The organism is Sphingobacteriales bacterium (assembly GCA_016706405.1).
Classification (GTDB): domain Bacteria; phylum Bacteroidota; class Bacteroidia; order Chitinophagales; family UBA2359; genus BJ6.
Genome location: JADJJT010000001.1, coordinates 908,652 through 928,703, shown reverse-complemented (window position 1 = coordinate 928,703; position 20,052 = coordinate 908,652). Strand labels below are relative to the sequence as shown.

The 20,052-nt window shown below is 41.6% G+C and carries 14 protein-coding genes; 7 read left to right on the top strand and 7 right to left on the bottom strand.

Annotated features, from left to right (window positions below):
- Positions 1 to 39: 39 nt before the first annotated feature.
- From IPI59_03585 to IPI59_03575, 3 genes are all read right to left on the bottom strand, one after another.
- Positions 40 to 1,509: an Ig-like domain-containing protein gene (locus IPI59_03585; protein ID MBK7526638.1), complete on the bottom strand. Its 1,470-nt coding sequence runs from the start codon at positions 1,507 to 1,509 to the stop codon at positions 40 to 42.
- Positions 1,510 to 1,703: 194 nt separating this feature from the next.
- On the bottom strand, positions 1,704 to 3,797 hold the full coding sequence (locus tag IPI59_03580) for a M13 family metallopeptidase (protein MBK7526637.1): 2,094 nt from the start codon (positions 3,795 to 3,797) through the stop codon (positions 1,704 to 1,706).
- Between the two features lie 358 nt (positions 3,798 to 4,155).
- Positions 4,156 to 8,259, bottom strand: a complete 4,104-nt coding sequence (locus IPI59_03575; protein MBK7526636.1) for an N-acetylmuramoyl-L-alanine amidase — start codon at positions 8,257 to 8,259, stop codon at positions 4,156 to 4,158.
- A gap of 212 nt (positions 8,260 to 8,471) precedes the next feature.
- On the opposite strand from IPI59_03575, the gene IPI59_03570 reads away from it, so the two are divergent.
- Positions 8,472 to 9,578, top strand: a complete 1,107-nt coding sequence (locus tag IPI59_03570; protein MBK7526635.1) for a primosomal protein N' (replication factor Y) - superfamily II helicase — start codon at positions 8,472 to 8,474, stop codon at positions 9,576 to 9,578.
- 26 nt (positions 9,579 to 9,604) lie between these two features.
- On the opposite strand, the gene IPI59_03565 is transcribed toward IPI59_03570, so the two are convergent.
- Positions 9,605 to 10,219 (bottom strand): hypothetical protein, encoded by a 615-nt coding sequence (locus tag IPI59_03565; GenBank protein MBK7526634.1) that lies wholly within the window; start codon positions 10,217 to 10,219, stop codon positions 9,605 to 9,607.
- Positions 10,220 to 10,573: 354 nt separating this feature from the next.
- Here IPI59_03565 and IPI59_03560 point away from each other — a divergent pair, with 354 nt between their 5' ends.
- The 5 genes from IPI59_03560 (at position 10,574) to IPI59_03540 (ending at position 15,931) form a co-directional block, all read left to right on the top strand.
- Complete coding sequence (locus IPI59_03560; GenBank protein MBK7526633.1) at positions 10,574 to 11,485, top strand: tetratricopeptide repeat protein; 912 nt, start codon at positions 10,574 to 10,576, stop codon at positions 11,483 to 11,485.
- A 693-nt stretch (positions 11,486 to 12,178) separates the two neighbouring features.
- Positions 12,179 to 13,747 (top strand): Rne/Rng family ribonuclease, encoded by a 1,569-nt coding sequence (locus IPI59_03555; protein ID MBK7526632.1) that lies wholly within the window; start codon positions 12,179 to 12,181, stop codon positions 13,745 to 13,747.
- Between the two features lie 263 nt (positions 13,748 to 14,010).
- Entirely contained in the window at positions 14,011 to 14,619 is a 609-nt protein-coding gene (locus IPI59_03550) for an RNA polymerase sigma factor (GenBank protein ID MBK7526631.1), read from the top strand.
- Positions 14,620 to 14,723: 104 nt separating this feature from the next.
- Positions 14,724 to 14,975: a hypothetical protein gene (locus IPI59_03545; GenBank protein ID MBK7526630.1), complete on the top strand. Its 252-nt coding sequence runs from the start codon at positions 14,724 to 14,726 to the stop codon at positions 14,973 to 14,975.
- Positions 14,976 to 15,085: 110 nt separating this feature from the next.
- Positions 15,086 to 15,931 (top strand): mechanosensitive ion channel, encoded by an 846-nt coding sequence (locus tag IPI59_03540; GenBank protein ID MBK7526629.1) that lies wholly within the window; start codon positions 15,086 to 15,088, stop codon positions 15,929 to 15,931.
- Between the two features lie 64 nt (positions 15,932 to 15,995).
- Here IPI59_03540 and pheS read toward each other — a convergent pair whose 3' ends face one another.
- A complete protein-coding gene (pheS, locus tag IPI59_03535; GenBank protein ID MBK7526628.1) occupies positions 15,996 to 17,027 on the bottom strand; it encodes a phenylalanine--tRNA ligase subunit alpha in 1,032 nt (343 codons plus the stop codon).
- 44 nt (positions 17,028 to 17,071) lie between these two features.
- On the opposite strand from pheS, the gene IPI59_03530 reads away from it, so the two are divergent.
- Positions 17,072 to 17,224, top strand: coding sequence for a hypothetical protein (locus IPI59_03530; GenBank protein MBK7526627.1), 153 nt, complete (start codon positions 17,072 to 17,074; stop codon positions 17,222 to 17,224).
- Here the strand turns inward: IPI59_03530 and IPI59_03525 are convergent.
- Complete coding sequence (locus IPI59_03525; protein ID MBK7526626.1) at positions 17,210 to 17,830, bottom strand: OmpH family outer membrane protein; 621 nt, start codon at positions 17,828 to 17,830, stop codon at positions 17,210 to 17,212. The genes IPI59_03530 and IPI59_03525 overlap by 15 nt on opposite strands.
- Positions 17,831 to 17,927: 97 nt before the next feature.
- Positions 17,928 to 19,970, bottom strand: a complete 2,043-nt coding sequence (locus IPI59_03520; GenBank protein MBK7526625.1) for a peptidase M1 — start codon at positions 19,968 to 19,970, stop codon at positions 17,928 to 17,930.
- Between the last annotated feature and the right edge of the window lie 82 nt (positions 19,971 to 20,052).

The following is a 20,052-nucleotide window of genomic DNA, read 5'->3' as shown; positions in this document are numbered from 1 at the left end:
CAAATAAGAAAGCATCATTGTTTTAAACCTAAAAAGATATTAATTGGCGGGGAAGGTTCCGTAATTAGCAGGGCAGGTTGGTGGTGGTGTGCTTGAGCACGAGGCTACCGAGGGGCCATTGTTTGTGGTAAAAGTACAATTGGTATCGGCACTAAAAGTGGCAGTTACAACACTTGGGGTGCCGTCGGCGCTAAGCCGCACTCCTATAAAGGTTGTTGAGCCGGTATTAAAGGGCGAAGTAACGCTAAGCGGGCCACCTCCGGGCAATACGTCTCCGGTTAAATTAAGTGTTCCGGTTACAGGTGCATTGCTATAAGTAACGGTAATATCGGCGGTAAAATAGTCGTCGGCATTATTGCCGTTTGTGCCATTATTGTTGCAGGTGGTTGCATTGGCAAAGCTAATATTGGTAATATTGCATGGCAAAACGCAGCCCGATACTGTTACGGGGTAGTTTACCGTGCGCGATTTTGTTGTTGGGCTACAAGAAGGGGTATTAGGGCCTGTAAATAAATTGCTATGCGTTTCGTTTACTATTACCGAAATGGTAGCAGTACCATTATCAACGGCTGTTATGGTGGCTGTTTGCCCGCTTCCGCTAACGGTGGCTATTGTTGTATTGCTACTGCTCCAACTGTAGGTGTCTGAGGCGCAACCGGTTAAAGCAACATTAGCAGTGCCGCAGGCGGTAATATTGGTATTGGCTTCATTAACGGGCGAACCACAAGCAACGCCAATAAATTCGGCATCTTTTGCGGTTCTGAGGTTTTCAATCCAAATGGCATTGGTGCAATTGTTGGGGCTGCCGGGCGAGTCGCCGGTTGTGCCCCCATTTGCCGGATTTACCGCCCAGTTGGCTTGTAGCATGGGGTCGTCATTGGTGGTGTTTAAAAACTGGTACGAGTTACCGCTGCCACTACCCGTAAAATAGATAGTTGTACCTGATATTCCGGATCCATACCCAACCGACATTAATAATATGCCCGAAGCATCGCGCAGTTGAAAGCCGTCGGCAGTATTGCTAATGCCTATATGGCTCCAGTTTCCGGTACTGTATCCGGAGGTGGCTAAATAGGCAGCAGCATCGCAGGCCGAGCCTACTGCCGTTGGCTGCGTTTCAACGTAAATGGCATCATTCATGGGTACAACATAAACACCATCGCAGTTGGCATCGTTGGGGTCGGCGGCGGGCAAATCGACATTTAAATCGGCATTATTATAAACAACAATAATACTGCCAACAGGCAGAGCCGACCAAGTAGCACTGGTGGTGAACCTTGCATTGCCGGAGGTAACACCCGTCGAGCCAAAAGCACCGCAGTTGTCGTCAAAATAATAACCCCTAATATCGAGGGTTTGGCCACATGTACCCGTTACCAAAAATTCAACAAACTCTTTAGCACCTGATTGTCCGTTAGAAACCTCATTAATGATTAATGTTTGGCCAACTGCTAACCGGGTGGTTGCGAATAAGGTAAATAAGAGAAAAATTAAGATGGTTTTTTTCATGCCTATTCCTTTGTATTTATATTACAATAATTTAATGTTTTAAATATTGCACAAAGATACAATAAGCATTTTAAGTTTACCAATCAAAACTAAGTTAATAAATATTTAATTTATTTTCATCAAAAAATAAATAAATAATGATAAAGCTCAAAGCATTTTGCTGCTGTCTTTATTAAGGCGGCAAATAAAAGAAATTACCATACGCTAACCCTTTCAGTATTAGGAAGATACATTGGGCTTTGTTTGTCAATAGAAAATGCCTCATAAAAAGCATCAATGTTTACAACAGGGCCATTGACCCTAAATTTGCCCGGCGAGTGAACATCGGTCATTACCTTGTTTTTTAAAGCTTCGGGTCTAGAATGCCCTAGCCATCCTAATGCGTAGCCTAAAAAATAGCGTTGTGCAGGTGTTAGTTCGGCAATGGGTTTAGCGGCTTTATATTCGGGAGTTTGGGTGTAGGCATCCCAGCCTAATAAAACACCGCCCAAATCGGCTAAGTTTTCGCCAAGGGTAGCTTGCCCGTTAATTTTAAAAGTATCGACCACTACCATTTTCGAAAACTGTTTAACCATTACTTGTGCGCGTTGTTTAAATTGTTTTTCGTCGGCTTTGGTCCACCAGTTTTTAAGGTTTCCGTTTGCATCATATTGCCGGCCTTCGTCATCAAAGCCATGTGTTATTTCGTGGCCAATGGTGCTTGCCGCGGCATAGCCAAAAACGAGGGCATCGTCTAACTCGTGGTCGGCGTAGCCGGGTACGGTAAAAATACCCGCTGGCAGCACTATTTCGTTGTTCGAGGGGTTGTAGTAGGCGTTATAGGTTTGGGGGCTCATGTCCCATTCGTTTTTATTAACAGGTTTACCCAATTTATTAAGCTCGTAACGATGCCACCATTTATTAGCATTTTTTAAATTTACAACGTAGTTGTCGCGGGTCATTTCCATTTGACTAAAATCTTTCCATGTATCCGGATACCCAACCTTTTTTTTCATAGCGGCTAATTTTACCAGAGCGCGTTGTTTGGTTGAGTCGCTCATCCATGTCAATTTTTCTATCCGGATTTTATAGGCTGCCCGAATGGCTTCAACCAAATCTGTATATCGTTTTTTAGCTGTTTCGTTAAAATATTGCTTAACATAAAGGCCGCCTAATAATTCGCCCATTAAATTGTCTTGTAATTGTAGGGTGCGTTTCCATCGAGGTTTGCGCTGCTCAACCCCCTCGAGTGCTTTTTCCAATTCAAAATAAGTTTGGCCAAAAGCATTGGGCAGGGCTTCGCTGTACGAGTTTATCAGTGCTAACCGCAAATAATCTTTAAGCATGGTTAAGTCGGTAGTTTTAAGTGCTTTTTCTAAGGCTTTGTAATAGGCGGGCTGGCCAACAATAACCGAATCGGCGCGAGTTAAGCCGTTCATTTCAAAAAATAATTGCCAGTTTGCGGTAGGTGTTAGTTTATAAAAATTAGCCAAACTCATTTTGTTGTAATTGGCATAAGGGTCGCGCAGGTCTTCTAATTTTTTATGCGATTTTGCCAGTTCCATTTCAAATTTCAAAATAGCTGCCGCCGATGTTTTGGCCTGTTGTGCTGGGCGGCCCGATAAAGTTAAGATGTTTTCTAACACTTGAACATAAGTATTCCGGATGGCAATGGTAGCACTGTCTTTTTTAAAATAATACTCCCGGTCGGGCAAGCCCAACCCCGTTTGATAACACGTGAGCATCATTTTTTCGCTGTTTTTGTTGTCTTGACCAATATAATACCCCAATAAAGGGTGCACTCCCCAATCGCCTAATTCGGCTAATAGTTTAGCCATGCTATTTAAATTTAGGGCTGCATCAATATGCGTAAGCATTCCCTCAAGGGGCGTTAAGCCGAGTTTTTCGGCGAGGGTGCTATCCATTGCCATAGCCCAAAAATTGCCAATTTTTTGTTCGGCACTTCCGGAGGCGGCATTTATATTTTTGGCAGCAGTTTCATTAATTTGCAACAAACGCTTATAGTTTTCTTCTTCTACCAAATTCCAAATGCCCCAACTGCTTTCGTCGGCTGGAATTGGATTAGCTTTAAGCCATGTTCCATTTGCGTAGGCAAAAAAATCGTTGCCGGGGCTAATAGTAGTATCTATGTTTGCGAGCAGTAAATCGGGTTTGGATTTGTAATTTGTTAAGCTATTATTACTGCTGTCTGCATTTTTGGAGGGTTGTTGGCAACTTGCCAAAGAAAGCAAAACTATACCGGATGTAAGCGCAAAGAATAAATAAGTAAACAAATTAAACCGTATCATAAATAAATAGGGGGAGAAATTACGCACGCAAAAAAACAAGCTAAGTATAAAGATAGCTCGTCTAAAAACCGTCAATTTTCGACAAATTTAGGCAATTAACTTTAAACAGCGGCGATTTATGGCCTTGTTTTTCTTGTGTTAATAAATCCGGAGGAAATATATTTTGAAGTGGGTTGCCTCAATTATATCCGGATAAAAAACGGAGCGTAAACTTATCCGGAAAATGCCTATATCCACAGTTTTGGTGGTTATATTTTTGCCCTTCAAACAACAGTTTTTCCGGAAATTGAAAGGTTTCAACTTCGGGCTGGTTTGGAACTCATTTTGATACAATACAGGGACTCAACAAAATACCTTCTTACCGCAGCCATTTAAGCGCTATTTTGCTGGCGTTGTTTAACCACAGTTGCAAATCGGCTGAGGTGGTTTGGCCATCGAGGTTGGTATCGGTGGGATGATAGGGGTTTGTTTGGCCTTGCGCAGCTTGCAGGGCATTAAAATCGGCAAGGGTGTTTACACCTTTTTTTGCCGAGGCATTGCCGGCCACCAATGCAAAATCGGGGGTATTGGGCAGCGATGTTAGGCAGGTTAAGCCTTGTAATACTTGGTTGGGCTGCGTAAAAGCAACAGGCTGGGCATTAGGCAGCAGCACGGGCGCCTGCGTAGCAATACCTAAATGATTGCGGTGTTTTAAAGCTACCCAGTAGTTTTTATTGGCGGCAACGGTATAAAATTTAACCCCTGCAGAGCCATCTAAATCGGCTAAAAAACCATTGTCCAAGATAAAAGCAGCGCGGGTTTCAAGCACAGTTTTAGGGGAGAGGGCATCGCGCAGCTCAACCAACACCCAATCAACGGCGTTGGTGGGTACGTTGGTAGTGGCTTCCCATCCGGCATAATTAAACGGCGCTACTGCGTAAGGCTGTTCCTCGGGCAACCAACCATTGTTATTTAAGGCGGTGTGCATTTTGCCGGCATCGGGCACGTAAGCACCTTGCAACCAAGCTTGGGCTTGCACCACTACACTATTGTCGGTATTGGCCAAAAAAATGCCGTTGCTCGAGGTGGGGTCGCCAATTAATCCGGCATTATTTTCGGCTTTAATGCTGATAAAATATTTTATTCCGGATAGTAGGTTTAATCCGGTCAAATTTACCGGATTTTCGCTCACATATTGCCATGTTTTTATATCGTCGGTGGCCGGCGCGGTGCCAACTGCAATATACCATGCCGCTACCCCCGATTGTGCATCGTAGCCCACATGCCAGTTAGCTGTTAGCTGTGTTTTATCAAATGTTACCGCTTCATCTTTATCGTTGCCATCGTTTACCCAATTAACTACGGGCGGTGTCCAGTCTATTTTTGTTGCTTGGTAAGTTGTATTCGACCAAAGGCCATTATCGGCTAAAATAATGGAGTACAGTTTAAGTCCAAACGTGCCAGGATTAGGGCTTTGGTATCTAACCATGTCGGTTGGGTCGCTGCCTACGGTAATAGTGGTTGCGCTGCCAAGCCGCGACCGATACACGCGCAAATTATCTACTTCAAAAAGGCTGTTGCCACTGCGCAACGACAAGCCCTGCCCCGATTTATAAGCGTTTGTATCGGTAAAGGTTACTAACAGATTGCCATTCTGATAAAAATTTATTTTTCCGGAGGCTGGGTGGTACGTAATCCGGTAGTTATACCACGTATTGACCTCAATTAAAGCATCAGCTTCGGCTTCTAAGGTAAATACGTTGTCTTTAGTTCGGTAAATTTGTGCCTTGTTGCCATCTGCGCGCAGCCATACAAAATACGAATCACCGCGATTAGTTGCTGCCGGGTCGCTACAAAAAAAGTGGAGGCCGGCGCGGCGGTCGGCATTAGTTCCGCTAATTTTACCATCGAATTCGTATAGCCAGGTGCCGTCTTGGGTTTGGTTTAAGGCGGCATATAAATTAGTATTGGTAAGGGTTTGGTTGGTTTGTTGCAAAACGCCGTTGTTTGTAGCCCATGTGCCCAATGTTGTAACCCAATCGGCATGAAGTTGTGCTTTGCCAAACTCGTCGTTAAAAAAGCCGGCTTTGCCATTTGCACGCCACTCGCTGCTATAGTCAAGCGGGGCATAAAAGCCGGTATAGCCTACGGCACAATCGCTATCAACAAACGTGGCTTCGCAGTCGTTGGTAATCCAGGTGGGTAAAGGGTTTATTAACGTTGTAGGCAAACATTGCGGCAGGCCACTGCATTGCCAGTTTGCTTGCCAGCCGTTTTTATAGGTTGCTTTATCGGAGGTAAAGCGCAAAGTTAAAGCCCCACCCGTTGCGTTGATGGTTCCGGGCGAGCTGGTTCCGGAAAATTTGCCTAAAAGCGGCGCATTGGTGTTTAAGCCATCGTAAATCCACAAAACGTCAAAATTATTTTCCGTTTCAAAATTAGTAAATTGTAAGGTTAATCCGGTGGCTCCGGCGGGGGCAATGGTATAAGTCCAGTCTTCGTAATGGCTGTAAACGGCTTCTGTGCCGCCGCTATCGGTAAAAATACCTTCGCAGGCGGTAGTGGTATAACTGCCTGGGCTTGTTTGGGTGCTTCCAGCGGCTGGGGTTGTAAAAGTGCTGCCCACCCACCCCGATTGGTCGGTGCCGCATTGGCTTCGCACCTGCCATTGGTAAACGGCATTATGTATTAAGCCCGTTAGTGCTAAACTTGTATTGTCGGTGTTAATGTTTGTCCAGTCGGTAGCAAAATCGCGTTTATAGCGCAAATTGTAGCCGGTTGTTTTGTCAGATTCGCTCCATGTTAAGGTAGCACCAAACGGATAAAGATTGGTAACAGCTAAATTATTAGGTGCCGGACACGCCGCATCGCTGTAGCTGGCGTTATAAACTGCCATCCATCCGGATTTTGTGGTGGCGCAGTCAGACCTAAACTCTAAGCACATTTTTCCGGAATAGGCCGTAATAACTCCGGGCAAGGTATTTCCGGAATATTTGCCAATTAAGGCACCGGTATTGTCTGGGCCATCGTAAATCCATAAAAAATCCCAGTCTTTTTCAATATCGAAGGTTTTAAAGGTAAGGGTAACCGTTTTAGCGTCTGTTGGGCTAATTCGCCAAACTTTGCGTTCTTCGTTTTGGTAGTTGTTAGTTGCGCCGCCGCTATCGTAAATGGTATCGGTTTGGCTTTGGTAATTAGCCTGTGGTTTTGGCAAAGTGTTAATAAGCAGGTAGTAGCGTTCCCAGTCCCAAAAGGGGCCTGGGTCAATATGGGTTTGGTCGGGAAAATGCTGATGGCCTTTAATTTTATGGCACTCGTTGCTTAACACTTTTAGCCCATCGGTAGGGGGGCCGTCGTAGGTTTGCAGGGTATTAATTGAGCGGTCGGCTGCTATAAACTGGGTAAGCTGCGCCGAGCTTTGGTACATGGCGTTGGTGTACCATGCGTTGCCATCTTCAACAAACCCTTCGTGTTCAATGCCAACGGCGTTCGAGTTTTGGGAAGTAACATGCCATGCGCGGGCGGTGTGGCAAGCCATTTGCGTAATTTGGCCATCGAAAGCCCTAACGCAATAATGTGCCGATGCTTGTGCGTCGGGGTTTTGAAACCACGAAATACTGCCCGCATACGTGCCCTGCATGGTGTGTATGGCTACGGTAAACGGCTCAATAGCATAGCTACTGTAATTGGTAGTAGCCACCCATAACGCAGATGAATATTGGGCAGGGCCGTCGGGCATGGTGCAGGCTTCGGGGTTTTTGGCGGGGCCACTATTTGGTGTTGTGGGTGTGGGCAAATTTGCCGGTATTGTAATTTGTTGGCTGGCAGCAGTAACTTGCGCGTAAACTGTTGGGCCTAAAATGGCTGCTATATTTATTTGCGGGGCATTGGCATTGTTTAAGCCATACGTTGCCCTGAATTGCGGGTGGTTTAGCCAATACAAAATTTGATAAATTTGGCTGTTGAGGGCAAAATCGGCTTGGGGGTTTGGGCTTTCCGGAAGCTCGCTTAAGGCATACAAAACGGGTAAATTATGTTCTATTTGGGTTGAGGTGCAACCGAGTTGTTGTTGCAAGGCCGAGAAAGCTGCGGCGTAGGCCATTATTTGTTTTTCGGGCTGCCGGTATAAATCGTCAGGCTTATATCCGGATAAATTGGCAACTTGCTGTAAATTGTCTCTGAACCAGTTTTTACCATCGGCTATCAAACCCATTACGCCATAGTAACGCGGCATATCGCTGCAAGCATTGCGGGTATTTTGGGGTGTTAAATGCCGCATTCGGGTATTGCTGTATGCTATGGCTTGCAATACGCCGGGGGGTATGGTGGGGTATTGTTTATAAGCTTCTTCAAACGAAGTTTGGTAAGGATTTGGAAAAACAAACTGATTAGTATTGTTATTTGCTTTGGCCATTAAATAGGCCAAAAAAAGCAAACAAAAAAGCGAAAAACGAGGGGCGAAAAATGTAGAATGAGTGGTCATAACGAGTTGTTGTTGTTGCGTTGGGTAAAACTATCATAAAAATAGATAAAAAAAAGGATAAAAAGTTTACCACAGAATAAAAAAACAAATCAAGTGATATTTATCTGCTGCAATTTGCTTAGTTTTGCCGGCAAACATGAATTTTTTCAAACTAAAAATGGTTGCTTAGTTTGCAGCAATATTGCGTGTTTCACATTTATATTTAATTTACTATGGACTTAAATCCGGCAACCCTTGTATTTAAAGACCTTAAATGTCAAAATTGTGGTGCTATTTTAAAATATCAGCCCGGAACCAAAAATTTAGTTTGCACCTATTGCGGCACAAACAACGAAATTGAAGTATCGGGCGAAGTGCTCGAAGAAATTAATTACGAGCAATTTATTGCCACCGGATTTGAAAGTCAAGACACCCAAACAGTAGTATTGGCGCATTGCCAAAGTTGTGGTGCCAGCACTACGTTGCCGCCTAATGTTACGGCCTCAGAATGTCCGTTTTGCGGCAGTAGTTTGGTTGTAAAAAATGCAAGCACCTGCGAAGTGCTAAAGCCTAAGGGCTTACTGCCTTTTAATATTGACCATAAAGCGGCGCACCAAAAATACAGCGATTGGCTACATGGCCTGTGGTTTGCCCCCAACAACCTTAAACGCCATGCCTCGCAACCCGATAAGCTGATAGGTATTTATATTCCGTACTGGACCTACGACAGCCAAACCGATAGTACCTACAATGGTTTGCGCGGCGATAATTATACAACTTATGTTACCCAGCCTGTTACGGTAAACGGCCAAACCAGCATGCAACAAGTTCCGGTGGTAAAAGTGCGCTGGTCACCTGCATCGGGGCGCGTACGTGTTTTTTTTGACGATGTATTAGTGGTAGCCTGTACCTCGTTGCCCGCCGATTATATAAACAACCTCGAACCTTTTGATTTGATGAACTTAGAGCCTTTTAACGAAAAATACTTGTCGGGATTTAGAGCCGAGCGTTACCAAGTAGAGGTTAAAGATGGTTTAGTAGCTGCTAAAGTCCGGATGGATGTGGCCATCAGACAATCAGTTAAGCAGCAAATTGGCGGCGATGTGCAGCAAATTACCACACTAAACACCAATTTTTATGATATAACTTTTAAGCATATACTATTGCCTATCTTTATTAGCGCATACCGTTACAATGGCAAGGTTTATAGGTTTTTAGTAAATGGGCGCACGGGCAAAGTTACCGGCGAACGCCCACTTAGCTATATAAAAATTGCCCTAACAATAATAGCGGTAATAGCTATAATTGCCTTAATTATGTATTTGACGCAACAAAATTAAAGCTAATGCTATTATTTATTAGCAATTTAAGAAATCAAATGTGCTTGCCTTCGTATAGATTTGTTAAAAATATCGCTGTGGTGGGGCAAAATCCGTTGAATTAGTTTGCTTATATCTTTGTCTTTATAGTTATACCTAAAAGCAAGTTCTTTTAAGTACAACTCAGAATATTCTATTTTTACACCATAAAAGCGCATCAAATTTTCACGGGCGTAACTAACAAATTTTCGGGCATTTTCAAAACTTGCCTTTTTGCCATTAATTAAAATCTCGGGTTTAATATCGGCAATTCCGGGCAAATTGTTAAGCTGTTTAACATCGCTGGGCAATTTTACAATATGCACCTTTTCATGGTCGGCATAAACAGCATAAGTGGCGTGTGCGTTGCTTAAGTCGCTCAAAAAGCCCAAATTGGTATGCCAGCCCATTAAAAATAAAGGCGGTCGAGACGGCATAGTTGAAGCTACAAAATAATCGAACTGCAATTGCTGGTAGGAGGCAATAGCTTCGCGGATAAAACGGTAATATTTATTAACCGTATTGCGGTTAATATCGAGTTTTTGAGCCGCCTCGGTAGCGGTTAATTCTTCGGCAAAGCTATTTACAATTTTAAAAATGTAATATTTGCTCAATCCATTCATAATTAGTTTAATTTAAGCATATTAATAATAATGTGCTTTTATCTCATGTAGCTGCTATAAGTGTTGTTTAGTTTAGTTTAGTTTAATGTTAACAAAGTGAAAGCGCTAATTTATTTGGTAGTGGTAGGCAAGCGCATATCTTGCATAGGCCAATTTCGTGCCAAAAAAGAGCAAACCCATATTAATTGTTTAAAAAAATTATAAAACCGCTAATTTCTAATGCAAATATATTTAACCAAAACATTTTTTGCCTGAAGAACCACCACCTCAAAAACACAATATCAACAAAAAAAGCCTATCTTTGCAGGCTCATTTCTTTTTAAGGTTTAACCTGATTTAAAATTTATTTTATCTGTGCCACGCAACCAATTATTATTGGTGGTAGCTGCTTTATGCCTTACCATCGGACTGTTTTATTTTGGCTCGCGCAAAACGCCCACAAATGCCTCCCAACAGGCAAATGGCGAAGGCGGCGAGACAGCAGGTATGCCACCTATGGCCGCAGCGATGGCAAATAAACCTTTTTCGCCCGATAGTATGCTTAAAGTGGCCGACCAGTTAAACTTTGAAGGCATTATAGAGCACGTAACCAAACGCTTAACCCCCGGCCAACGCGATACCTTAAAACGGCTCAACACCCAAAATCAACCTAACAGCGCAACAGGTTGGCAAAATATAGCCAATCAATGGCAAAATTGGATGTACCCCGAAATTAGTGCCTATTATTTGCTGAGAGCCGCAAAAACCGATACTACCAAAACTAATAACTGGCTTGCCGCCGGAAAAGCCCTACACGATGCAATGGGTATAACTACCGACTCGTTAGTGTTTAATTTTTACTTAGCAAACGCGGTTAATGCTTACCAAAAAGTATTGGCCACCAACCCTGCCGACACAGCAGCAAAAACCGGCCTTGCTTTATGCTATATTGAAGGATTTAGTGAACAAAGCCAACAAGTAATGAGTGGCGTGTTTATGCTGCGCGATATAGTTAAGCAAGACTCGACAAATATTAAAGCCCAACTGGCACTCGCCCGGATGGCTATGGTATCGGGGCAGTTTGATAAAGCTGCCGCCCGGCTGCAAACTATTACCACCATGGCACCCAACAACCCACAAGGCTGGTACCTAACCGCAGACGCGCAAATTGCATTAGGCAACAAACAAAAAGCTGTTGAAGCCCTTGAAAATTGTAAAAAGTTAATAAAAAATCCTACCTTTGTGGCCGAAATAGACAAACAAATACAAAGTATTTTAAAACCATAAATTTAATAAATTAACATTATGCCCTGCGGAAAAAAACGCAAACGCCATAAAATTGCCACCCACAAGCGCAAAAAACGCCTAAGAAAAAATCGTCACAAAAAGAAATAACAGCTAACTGACCTAACCCAAATACGTACATTTAGCACTTAACGCGTATGAGTAATATGCTTTTTTGCTTTACTTTGTATTGTTAAACGGTTGGCCGGTACATGCTTTTATTAATTCTCATCCGGAAAATAACTTATATAATTATTTTTACGCTATGAGTTCGATAAAACAATTTCGATTTTTTTCGGTTAGACGAATATTTTTTTAATCTATAAGCAATATATAATTTTATCAACATAATGCTTTTTGGTTAATGATATTTTGTAACGGCAATAGAAAAACAGTAGGCGAATAAATAGAACTGTAAAATACGGCCTACTTAAATGCAAAACCTAAATAAGTTTTGAATCAATTATTAATTAGGTTAGTTCATTAAAATAAGTTGGGGGATTTATTTTTTTAACATCCGGAAAAAACAATTTGCTTTTTAGGGTGAATGGGTATTTTTTGTCATTTTTTAAGCTAAAACATGCCTGCCACTTTCAATAAACAAGCTCTTAATTTTGTTTATTCCGGAAATTGTTTGTAAACTATCCTTACCCTCTCTTACTCCAAAAGAGACCATCGGGTACAATTTATTTAATTGTGTTGCGCGAACTTATTATTAAAAATACTATGGGCGGGGCCGAAATTGCCCTACTTGAAGACCACCAATTAGTTGAACTACACCACCAACAGCCTACCCAACAATTTGGATTAGGCGATATTTTTTTAGGTCGTGTTTTAAAAACTACCCCCGCCCTAAAAGCCGCATTTGTAGATATTGGCTCAGAAAAAGAGGCGTTTTTACATTACACCGACCTTAGCCCTCAAATTCGCTCGTGGATGCAGTTTGTTAAAGGTGTGGTTGCAAAAACATACCGCACCCATTTATTGCAAAATTTTGAGCTTCAACCCGACATAGACAAAGATGGAAATATTGCCGATGTACTTAGCAAACGCGACCTGCTTTTAGTACAAATTGACAAAGAGGCATACGGCTCGAAAGGCCCGCGGCTGAGTTGCGAAATTACACTTCCGGGGCGTTATATGGTATTAACTCCTTTCTCAAAAATTGTATCGGTATCGCGTAAAATACAAGAAAATGAAGAGCGCAAACGACTTTCCCGGATTGTTGAAGGTATAAAACCAACAAATTTTGGTGTAATTGTTCGCACTGCCGCCGAAGGTCGTAAAGCAAATGAACTTCATCAAGAAATTGAGGTGTTAATGGCTCGCTGGCGCAAAATTGTAGAAAGCATTGGTCAAAACAACGGAATGGCCCCGGTAAAAGTATTGCAGGAAACAAACAAAACGGCCGGATTATTAGGCGATTTACTAAACGAAACCTTCGACAAAATTATAGTTGATGACCCTAATTTATACCACGACCTTAAAAATAATTTCGCCCTTAAACATCCCGAACTCGAAAAATCGGTTTTACTGCACAACAATAACTACGCCACTATTTTTGACCACTACAAGGTAACTAAACAAATAAAATCGTTGTTTGGCAAAACCGTAAACTTAAACAGCGGCGCTCATATTGTGGTTGAACATACCGAAGCTATGCACGTAATTGACGTAAACAGCGGTCAAAAAATAAATCCAAATATTGATGCCGAAATTCATGCCCTTACCGTAAATTTAGAGGCTGCCAGCGAAATAGCCCGGCAATTGCGCCTGCGCGACCTGGGCGGCATTATTGTTATCGATTTTATTGATTTAAAACAAAGCGAAAACCGCGAAATGGTGTATAGGCGCATGAAAGATGAATTGCAAAACGACCGCGCTAAACACCAAATTTTACCCCTAACTAAACTTGGCCTTATGCAAATGACCCGCCAACGTGCGCGGCCAATGCTTAAATTAAATAATGTTTTAGAAACCTGCCCAACCTGCAAAGGTGCCGGAAAAGTTAAAGCAACCTTGTTGTTAATTGACGAAATTGAAGACAACCTTTCCTATCTTTTTACCGAGTTAGACTATAATAATTTGCATTTATGGGTGCATCCTTTTGTAGCAGCTTACCTAAAAAAAGGAATTCCGTCGTTACAGCAAAAATGGTTTGTACGGCATAAAAAATGGGTAAAAATATACGCCGACGAAAACTACTTTTTAAATGAATACCGCTTTTTTACCGATGTCAACCGAAATGACGAAATAAAAATGTAAGGCTCTTGCTTTAATTTTTTGCACTGAATTAGCTTGGCAGGCTAATATTTACAAGTAAAAAACTTAATAAACTACTATATTCTAAAAAAAGTACTTGCCTACCTATTAATATGCTAAATTTGCACGATTGTTAAACGGTTCTATTCTAAATTATACAGAAGAAATTATTGCGCCAAAAAACAATATTAAAAAAGTTAATTCCGGCAAAATCATTTAATCCGGTTACACTAATAAAAAAATGCGTCTAAAAAAATACATTCAAAGTGCTAGCTAAAAAAAGTAAAAATAAAAAGCCTCCAACTATACTTTCACAAGCAAAGCATTGGACCGACAAAGCGATTATACAATACATAATTGAGAAGGGAGATAGCAGCTTGTTTGGCGAATTGTATGACCGGTATGCTAACAAAGTATATCGAAAATGTATTTCAATGGTACGCATAGAAGCAGATGCAGAAGATCTTTCGCATGAAATAATGGTAAAAGCATTTGTAAATATCTCCGGATTTGCCGGAAACTCTTCTTTCTCGACCTGGATTTATTCAATTACCTATAATCATTGCATTGACTTTATACGTCAGAAAAAGAAAATACAAAAAGTACAAATTGAAAACGAAGAGGGCGAAATAGTTTTAGACCAAATAGAAGAGGATACCGCAGCGGAGATAGAAATTTTTGAATTTGAGGTGGCACAGCTAAAAATACTGATTCACGAACTTACCAAAGAAGACCGCGCTTTGCTCCTCATGAAATATCAAGATGATTTAAGCATTGAAGACATAAAAGACATATTAGGCATTAGCCCAAGTACGGTGAAAATGCGCTTAAAGCGCGCACGCGACCGATTGAAAAAAATGCGCAAACCATATTAACTCTTCTACTCATTTTACAAACATTGTAAAGATAAATTATTGAAAACTTCTCTGTACTCATTAAATACCTCAAACTCATTTACGCTACATGTAATAGTTAGTTTATGCAAATTCCGCCTATACACAACAATCCTTTTAAAGATATAATACCGGATGGTGAGCTACCCGAGAGCCACAAAAAAAGTGTGCTCGAAACGGTTGAGCTAATTCGTTGTGCTTTGCAAATTGCCGACTTGTTTACCATAACACAGGCAGAGGTGAAGGCAGAGTTTTACAACCATGTTTTTAATAGGAATGGAAACAATAATAATGGCAATAACAATGCTAATATAAATCCGGATGAAGAACCAAAATAAGACCTTGTTTTTTATCCTTTTACAATTTATAAATAATTATATTTATGTGTTCCTAATAAATAACCCTTTAATCAGTCATTACCCATAAAAACCCCCAAAACCAATACAATATGAATGACCAGTTCAATTCTATAAAAACTACTTTTTTAAATGCCATTGAGTCATTAATTCCCAAATTAGTATCAGGTGCTCAAATTTTTTTTAGCGCCTTACTTTTATTTTTAGTAGGTTGGCTCATTGCCCGGTCTTTATCGTATGTTGTAAACAAACTATTAGTAAAAGTCAATTTCGACGCATTTGCCAACCGCGTTGGCGTTGTTAAAATGCTCGAAAAAGCCGAATCTAAACTCACCGCCTCACAATTAATAAGCAAAACTGTTTATTGGATAATTATGATGCTTTTTGTTGTTTCAGTAACAGACTATATTGGTCTTAAAGTTATATCTGAACAACTAACGCAGTTAATTAATCTTTTGCCAAAACTATTTAGTGGGTTAATTTTGTTCTTTGTTGGTATGGCTATAGTAGGTTTTATTCGCAATATACTTTGGGCTGCAACAGGTTCGTTAGGAATTAGCCAAGGGCGTTTAATGGGAAGCCTCGTTTACTACTTTTTAATGGTAATGGTTACTATAACAGCCTTAAATCAGGTAGGTATTGATACTTCGTTAATAACCCAAAACCTGTCTTTAATTATTGGTGCCGTATTAGTTGCAGGCGCAATTTCTTATGGTTTAGCCTCGCGCGAGGCACTTACAAACATATTAGCCTCGTATTTTGGGCGTAAAACATTTAAAACAGGGCAGCTAATAGAAATTAACCATTTGCGGGGCCGAATTGTATCTATTGATGGTGTTTATATTACCCTCGATACCGACACTGGGCAAGTAGTGCTGCCTACCCGCGAACTAATGGTAAATTGTATTCATATCATTGAGGAAGCAGCAACCGAATAAATATTGTACCGTAACGCTGATTACTTTAGTGGCACCCAATTTGTTTTATTGTATTAGCCCTACATTAGGCAAATTGTTGTAAAAAACGCACATCGTTTTCAAACATCAATCTTATATCGTTAATGCCATAATATTGCATACAAGTGCGCTCAATACCCATACCCCAGGCAAACCCGCTATACACTTCGGGGTCAATTTTACAATTTTGCAATACTTGGGGGTCAACCATTCCGCAGCCTAAAATTTCGACCCACCCGGTATATTTACACACCGGGCAGCCTTTGGCATCACAAATAAAACAGCTAATATCCATTTCGGCGCTTGGCTCGGTAAACGGAAAAAACGAGGGCCTAAGCCGTATTTTAGTATTGCTGCCAAACATATCGTACACAAAATGAGTGAGTGTATATTTCATATCGGCAAACGATACGTTTTCGGCAATATACAAACCTTCCAACTGATGAAACTGGCAATGCGACCTTGCCGAAATGGTTTCGTTTCGATAAACACGCCCAGGGGCAATTATCCGGATAGGTGGTTTTTGGCTCAGCATTACCCGCGCCTGTATGGGCGAAGTATGGGTGCGCAATAATATATTAGGTTGAGTTTCTACATCAATATAAAACGTGTCTTGCATATCGCGCGAGGGGTGGTCCTCGGGCGTATTCATGGCGGTAAAATTATGCCAGTCGTCTTCAATTTCGGGGCCGTCGGCTACAACAAATCCCATCCGGTTAAAAATTTGAATCACTTTGTCCATAAACAAAGCTATCGGATGCCTGCTGCCTTCGTTAGGCCTATTTACCGGAAGCGTTAAATCGGGAGCTTTGGTGGTAAAATTAGCCTGCTGCTCAAGCAGTTCTTTGTGTTGTTGCCACTTGGTTTCGGCATTGTTTTTTACCTCATTTACTAATTGGCCAAACTCGCGCCGTTGTTCGGCGGCAATTTCTTTCATTTGCCCCATTAAAGTTTTAACCTCGCCTTTTGTGCCAATAAATTTAATTCTAAACTGTTCTAATTCATCAAGCGTAGTGATGGCGTAATTGTTAATGGCTTGTTGTAATTGGTTGGCTTGTTCAAAAATTTGTGCCGACATTTTTATTTTTTTAATACAATAGACAAATAGGATTTCCAAATAGCATGATTGAGGAGTTGTTGGGAGGTAAAGTAGCTGCAAAAAAACTTATTTATTTATCTCCGGATAAAAACACCATCCGGATTCAAAACAAATTGGTGGTTCTTCAACTATCATTCATAAGGCAAATAAATAAGCCAAAACTACTTAATACCTAATCGCTGTTTTACCAAAGGCGTAAGGTCGGTGTGCAGCGAGTCGGCATACAATAACGAGGGGGCATCAAAAATAAAAGTATAACCACCTTCTTTGCCAATTTGTTTAATAACCGAGTCGGCAAGTGCCAGTATAGGAGCGTACAGTTTATCTTTTTCGGCTTGTAATTCATCTTGCCCCGACATTTGCATTTTTTGCAATTTTTCTTCTAAGTCGGTCAATTCTTTTGCTCGTGCCTCTTGCTCTATGGGTGTCAGGCTTGCAGCTTTTTCTTGTAAATCGCGCATTTTTTTCTCGTAGTCTGTCATTAAATTTTTAAATTTATTTTCCTTGCCCTTTGCCAATGATTCTAATTTTTTATCGGCCTCTTTGCGTTGGGGCATATCGTTTAGCAGTAGCAACGAGTTTACATAGCCTAATTTATGGCCGGCGGCGTTAGGGGCAGCAGCCAAATTTGTGGTTGCCGAGGCTGTATCGGTAGTATTGGCAACTGCGGTTGTATCGGCCTTGGCATTGGGTTTCTCGGCTGTTTGTTTACAAGCAGGGGCAAAGCAGTAAACAGCCAGTACAAACAATAAAGCTATTAGTTTAAGCGTGTTATTTTTCATAGTATTTTTATCGTAAAAAGTAAAGGGCAAAGATACGGCATTTTGTGCAGTTGTTCAATGCAAATTATAGCAGCGCCGTACTATCTCCGTTACAAGTTTACCGCAGTACCCAAGGCAATACCTGTGCTTGTTTAGGATACGGAAGGTTTAAAGCTGCTATCCGGATAAAATAAATCCCCGGCAATTGATTTTTCGGCAAGCGAATTGTTATTTTTTGGTCTTCTTCCGCCGTAATTTCAAACAAAACTGGTTGCCCTAATGCGTTAAAAATTTGTAGTTTTTTCTTTTGCATCCAAGTTTGATAGGCTGCTTGGGTTATATTCCATTCCTCCGGAAAAACGAGGGTTGCCTCATAGGAGTCTTGGTCATCTATTAGCAGATGTGCGGTTGATGAAGCTAATTTATCCGGAAATGGTTTGGGGTTAAATCCACTTAAATCGGCCAATTTCCATTCGGCGGCTAACCACAAGTCGGGGTCAAAAGCGGCAGTATCGGGTTTAAATGGCATAGTTAAGGTAAATTTTTGCCCCGAGTAAGCAAAAGGTAATCGAAAAGATTTTTTTTGGTCGCCATTTTTAAAAACCACCGGCACGTCGCCTTCAAAAAAGCCCATTGTAGTATCTGAGGGCGTTTGCCATAACTGCAAAATAACGGTCGTATCGTTATTGACAGCTGTAAACCAGTTAGCGGTGTAAATGGGGTAGCCGCGCCCCCAAAACCAGTCGTCAAAATAAGCCCCCAGCGAGCACCCACAGGCCGCCTCGGCATGGCTTTGAAAAGCTGCCGTTGAGCCATAGCCATAAGCTAGGTTTGGGTCGGCTAAATAATTTTTGATGGCGGTAAACAGTGCCTCATCGCCAATATGCCAGCGCAAACTGTGCAACAGCATACCGCCTTTTGTATAAGTTAAACGGCCATTAAAAAGTCGGTTTAAATCGAGGGTATCGGTTGCCCACACCGAGCCGGCAGGCTCTTTAAGCACCCCTTTTACCTGATTGTTTTTCCAAACAGGCCACCAATAGCCATCAAAGAGATGCTCATAGCTAAGTCCGGTTAAAAAAGTTGCGAACCCCTCGTTAAGCCAAATTTCGGGCCACGAGCCACAAGTAATTTTGTTTCCAAACCACTGATGCGCCAGTTCGTGGGCGGTAAGTTCAAAATTAAGGTTTGTCATAAAACTCATCGTTTGGTGCTCCATACCGCCGCCCCAATTAAACTGTGCATGGCCGTATTTTTCGTTGGCAAAGGGGTAGTTTTCAAATAAATTGCAATACAGTTGCATTAAAGGAGTTGTAGCTTGGGCATCAACTAGGGCATCTTGTAAATATTCGGGGTAAACGTAGTGCAGCACAGGCAAGGTATCGCCGTTTGGCAGTAAAACAGGCGTTTCAAACCAGGTATAGTTAGTTATGGCAAATGCCACCAAATAAGCAGCTATTGGGTATTTGTGTTTCCAGTGCGTGGTTTTTAGCAGTGCATTATTATTGTACAAATAGGTTTCGGCATGTAGCAGACCGTTGCCCGCCACGCGGTAGGTTGCTGGCGCGGTAACATAAAGGTCTATCGAGTCGGCTTTGTCGTTAAGGGCTTGTTTGGTAGGCCACCAGTCGCGCGCGCCATACGGCTCAGACAGGGTCCAAATAATAGGAATGCCTTTGTGTTCTTCTTGCACAAACGACCTAAAGCCCTGCCCCTCTAAAGGGGTGCCCGCGTAATAAATTGTAACAACTTGCTGCGATTTTTGTGGCAGGGTTTTGGCAAAAAACAGGCGTAATGTAACCGAGTCGGGCTGGTCGAAGGCAATATTTTGATTTTGATATTGCACCGAATCAATATGCAAAGCATTAGAGCAATCGAGTATTAAAGTATCTAATCCGGATACTGCCGTTACCGTAAAATGGGTGGCAATATATCCGGAAATATAACGCACATTGGGATTTATCTGTAAATTTAATGTCCAATAAAACACATCGTAACCAACAGTTTTTTGCTGCTGCTGTTGTTGTTTATCTTGCTCAATTTTACTCGTTTGTACATAGTGCTGCAGATGCCGGCAGGTAAAATTGGAATTGGGGGCAGTATTTGGCGCAGGGGGGTTAGAAACGGTTTGTGCGTAACTAACCGATGCTGCACACCCCAAAAGGCAAAACAAAAAGATTGTTATACTTTTAATATTATAAGCTGCCACAATTAATATTTTTTAATAAAATGATTCGTCATTT

Excerpts from the sequence above, each read along its gene's own strand:
- IPI59_03585 (MBK7526638.1), bottom strand. The coding sequence starts at position 1,509 with ATGAAAAAAACCATCTTAATTTTTCTCTTATTTACCTTATTCGCAACC.
- IPI59_03580 (MBK7526637.1), bottom strand. The coding sequence starts at position 3,797 with ATGATACGGTTTAATTTGTTTACTTATTTATTCTTTGCGCTTACATCC.
- IPI59_03575 (MBK7526636.1), bottom strand. The coding sequence starts at position 8,259 with ATGACCACTCATTCTACATTTTTCGCCCCTCGTTTTTCGCTTTTTTGT.
- IPI59_03570 (MBK7526635.1), top strand. The coding sequence starts at position 8,472 with ATGGACTTAAATCCGGCAACCCTTGTATTTAAAGACCTTAAATGTCAA.
- IPI59_03565 (MBK7526634.1), bottom strand. The coding sequence starts at position 10,219 with ATGAATGGATTGAGCAAATATTACATTTTTAAAATTGTAAATAGCTTT.
- IPI59_03545 (MBK7526630.1), top strand. The coding sequence starts at position 14,724 with ATGCAAATTCCGCCTATACACAACAATCCTTTTAAAGATATAATACCG.
- IPI59_03540 (MBK7526629.1), top strand. The coding sequence starts at position 15,086 with ATGAATGACCAGTTCAATTCTATAAAAACTACTTTTTTAAATGCCATT.
- pheS (MBK7526628.1), bottom strand. The coding sequence starts at position 17,027 with ATGTCGGCACAAATTTTTGAACAAGCCAACCAATTACAACAAGCCATT.
- IPI59_03530 (MBK7526627.1), top strand. The coding sequence starts at position 17,072 with ATGATTGAGGAGTTGTTGGGAGGTAAAGTAGCTGCAAAAAAACTTATT.
- IPI59_03525 (MBK7526626.1), bottom strand. The coding sequence starts at position 17,830 with ATGAAAAATAACACGCTTAAACTAATAGCTTTATTGTTTGTACTGGCT.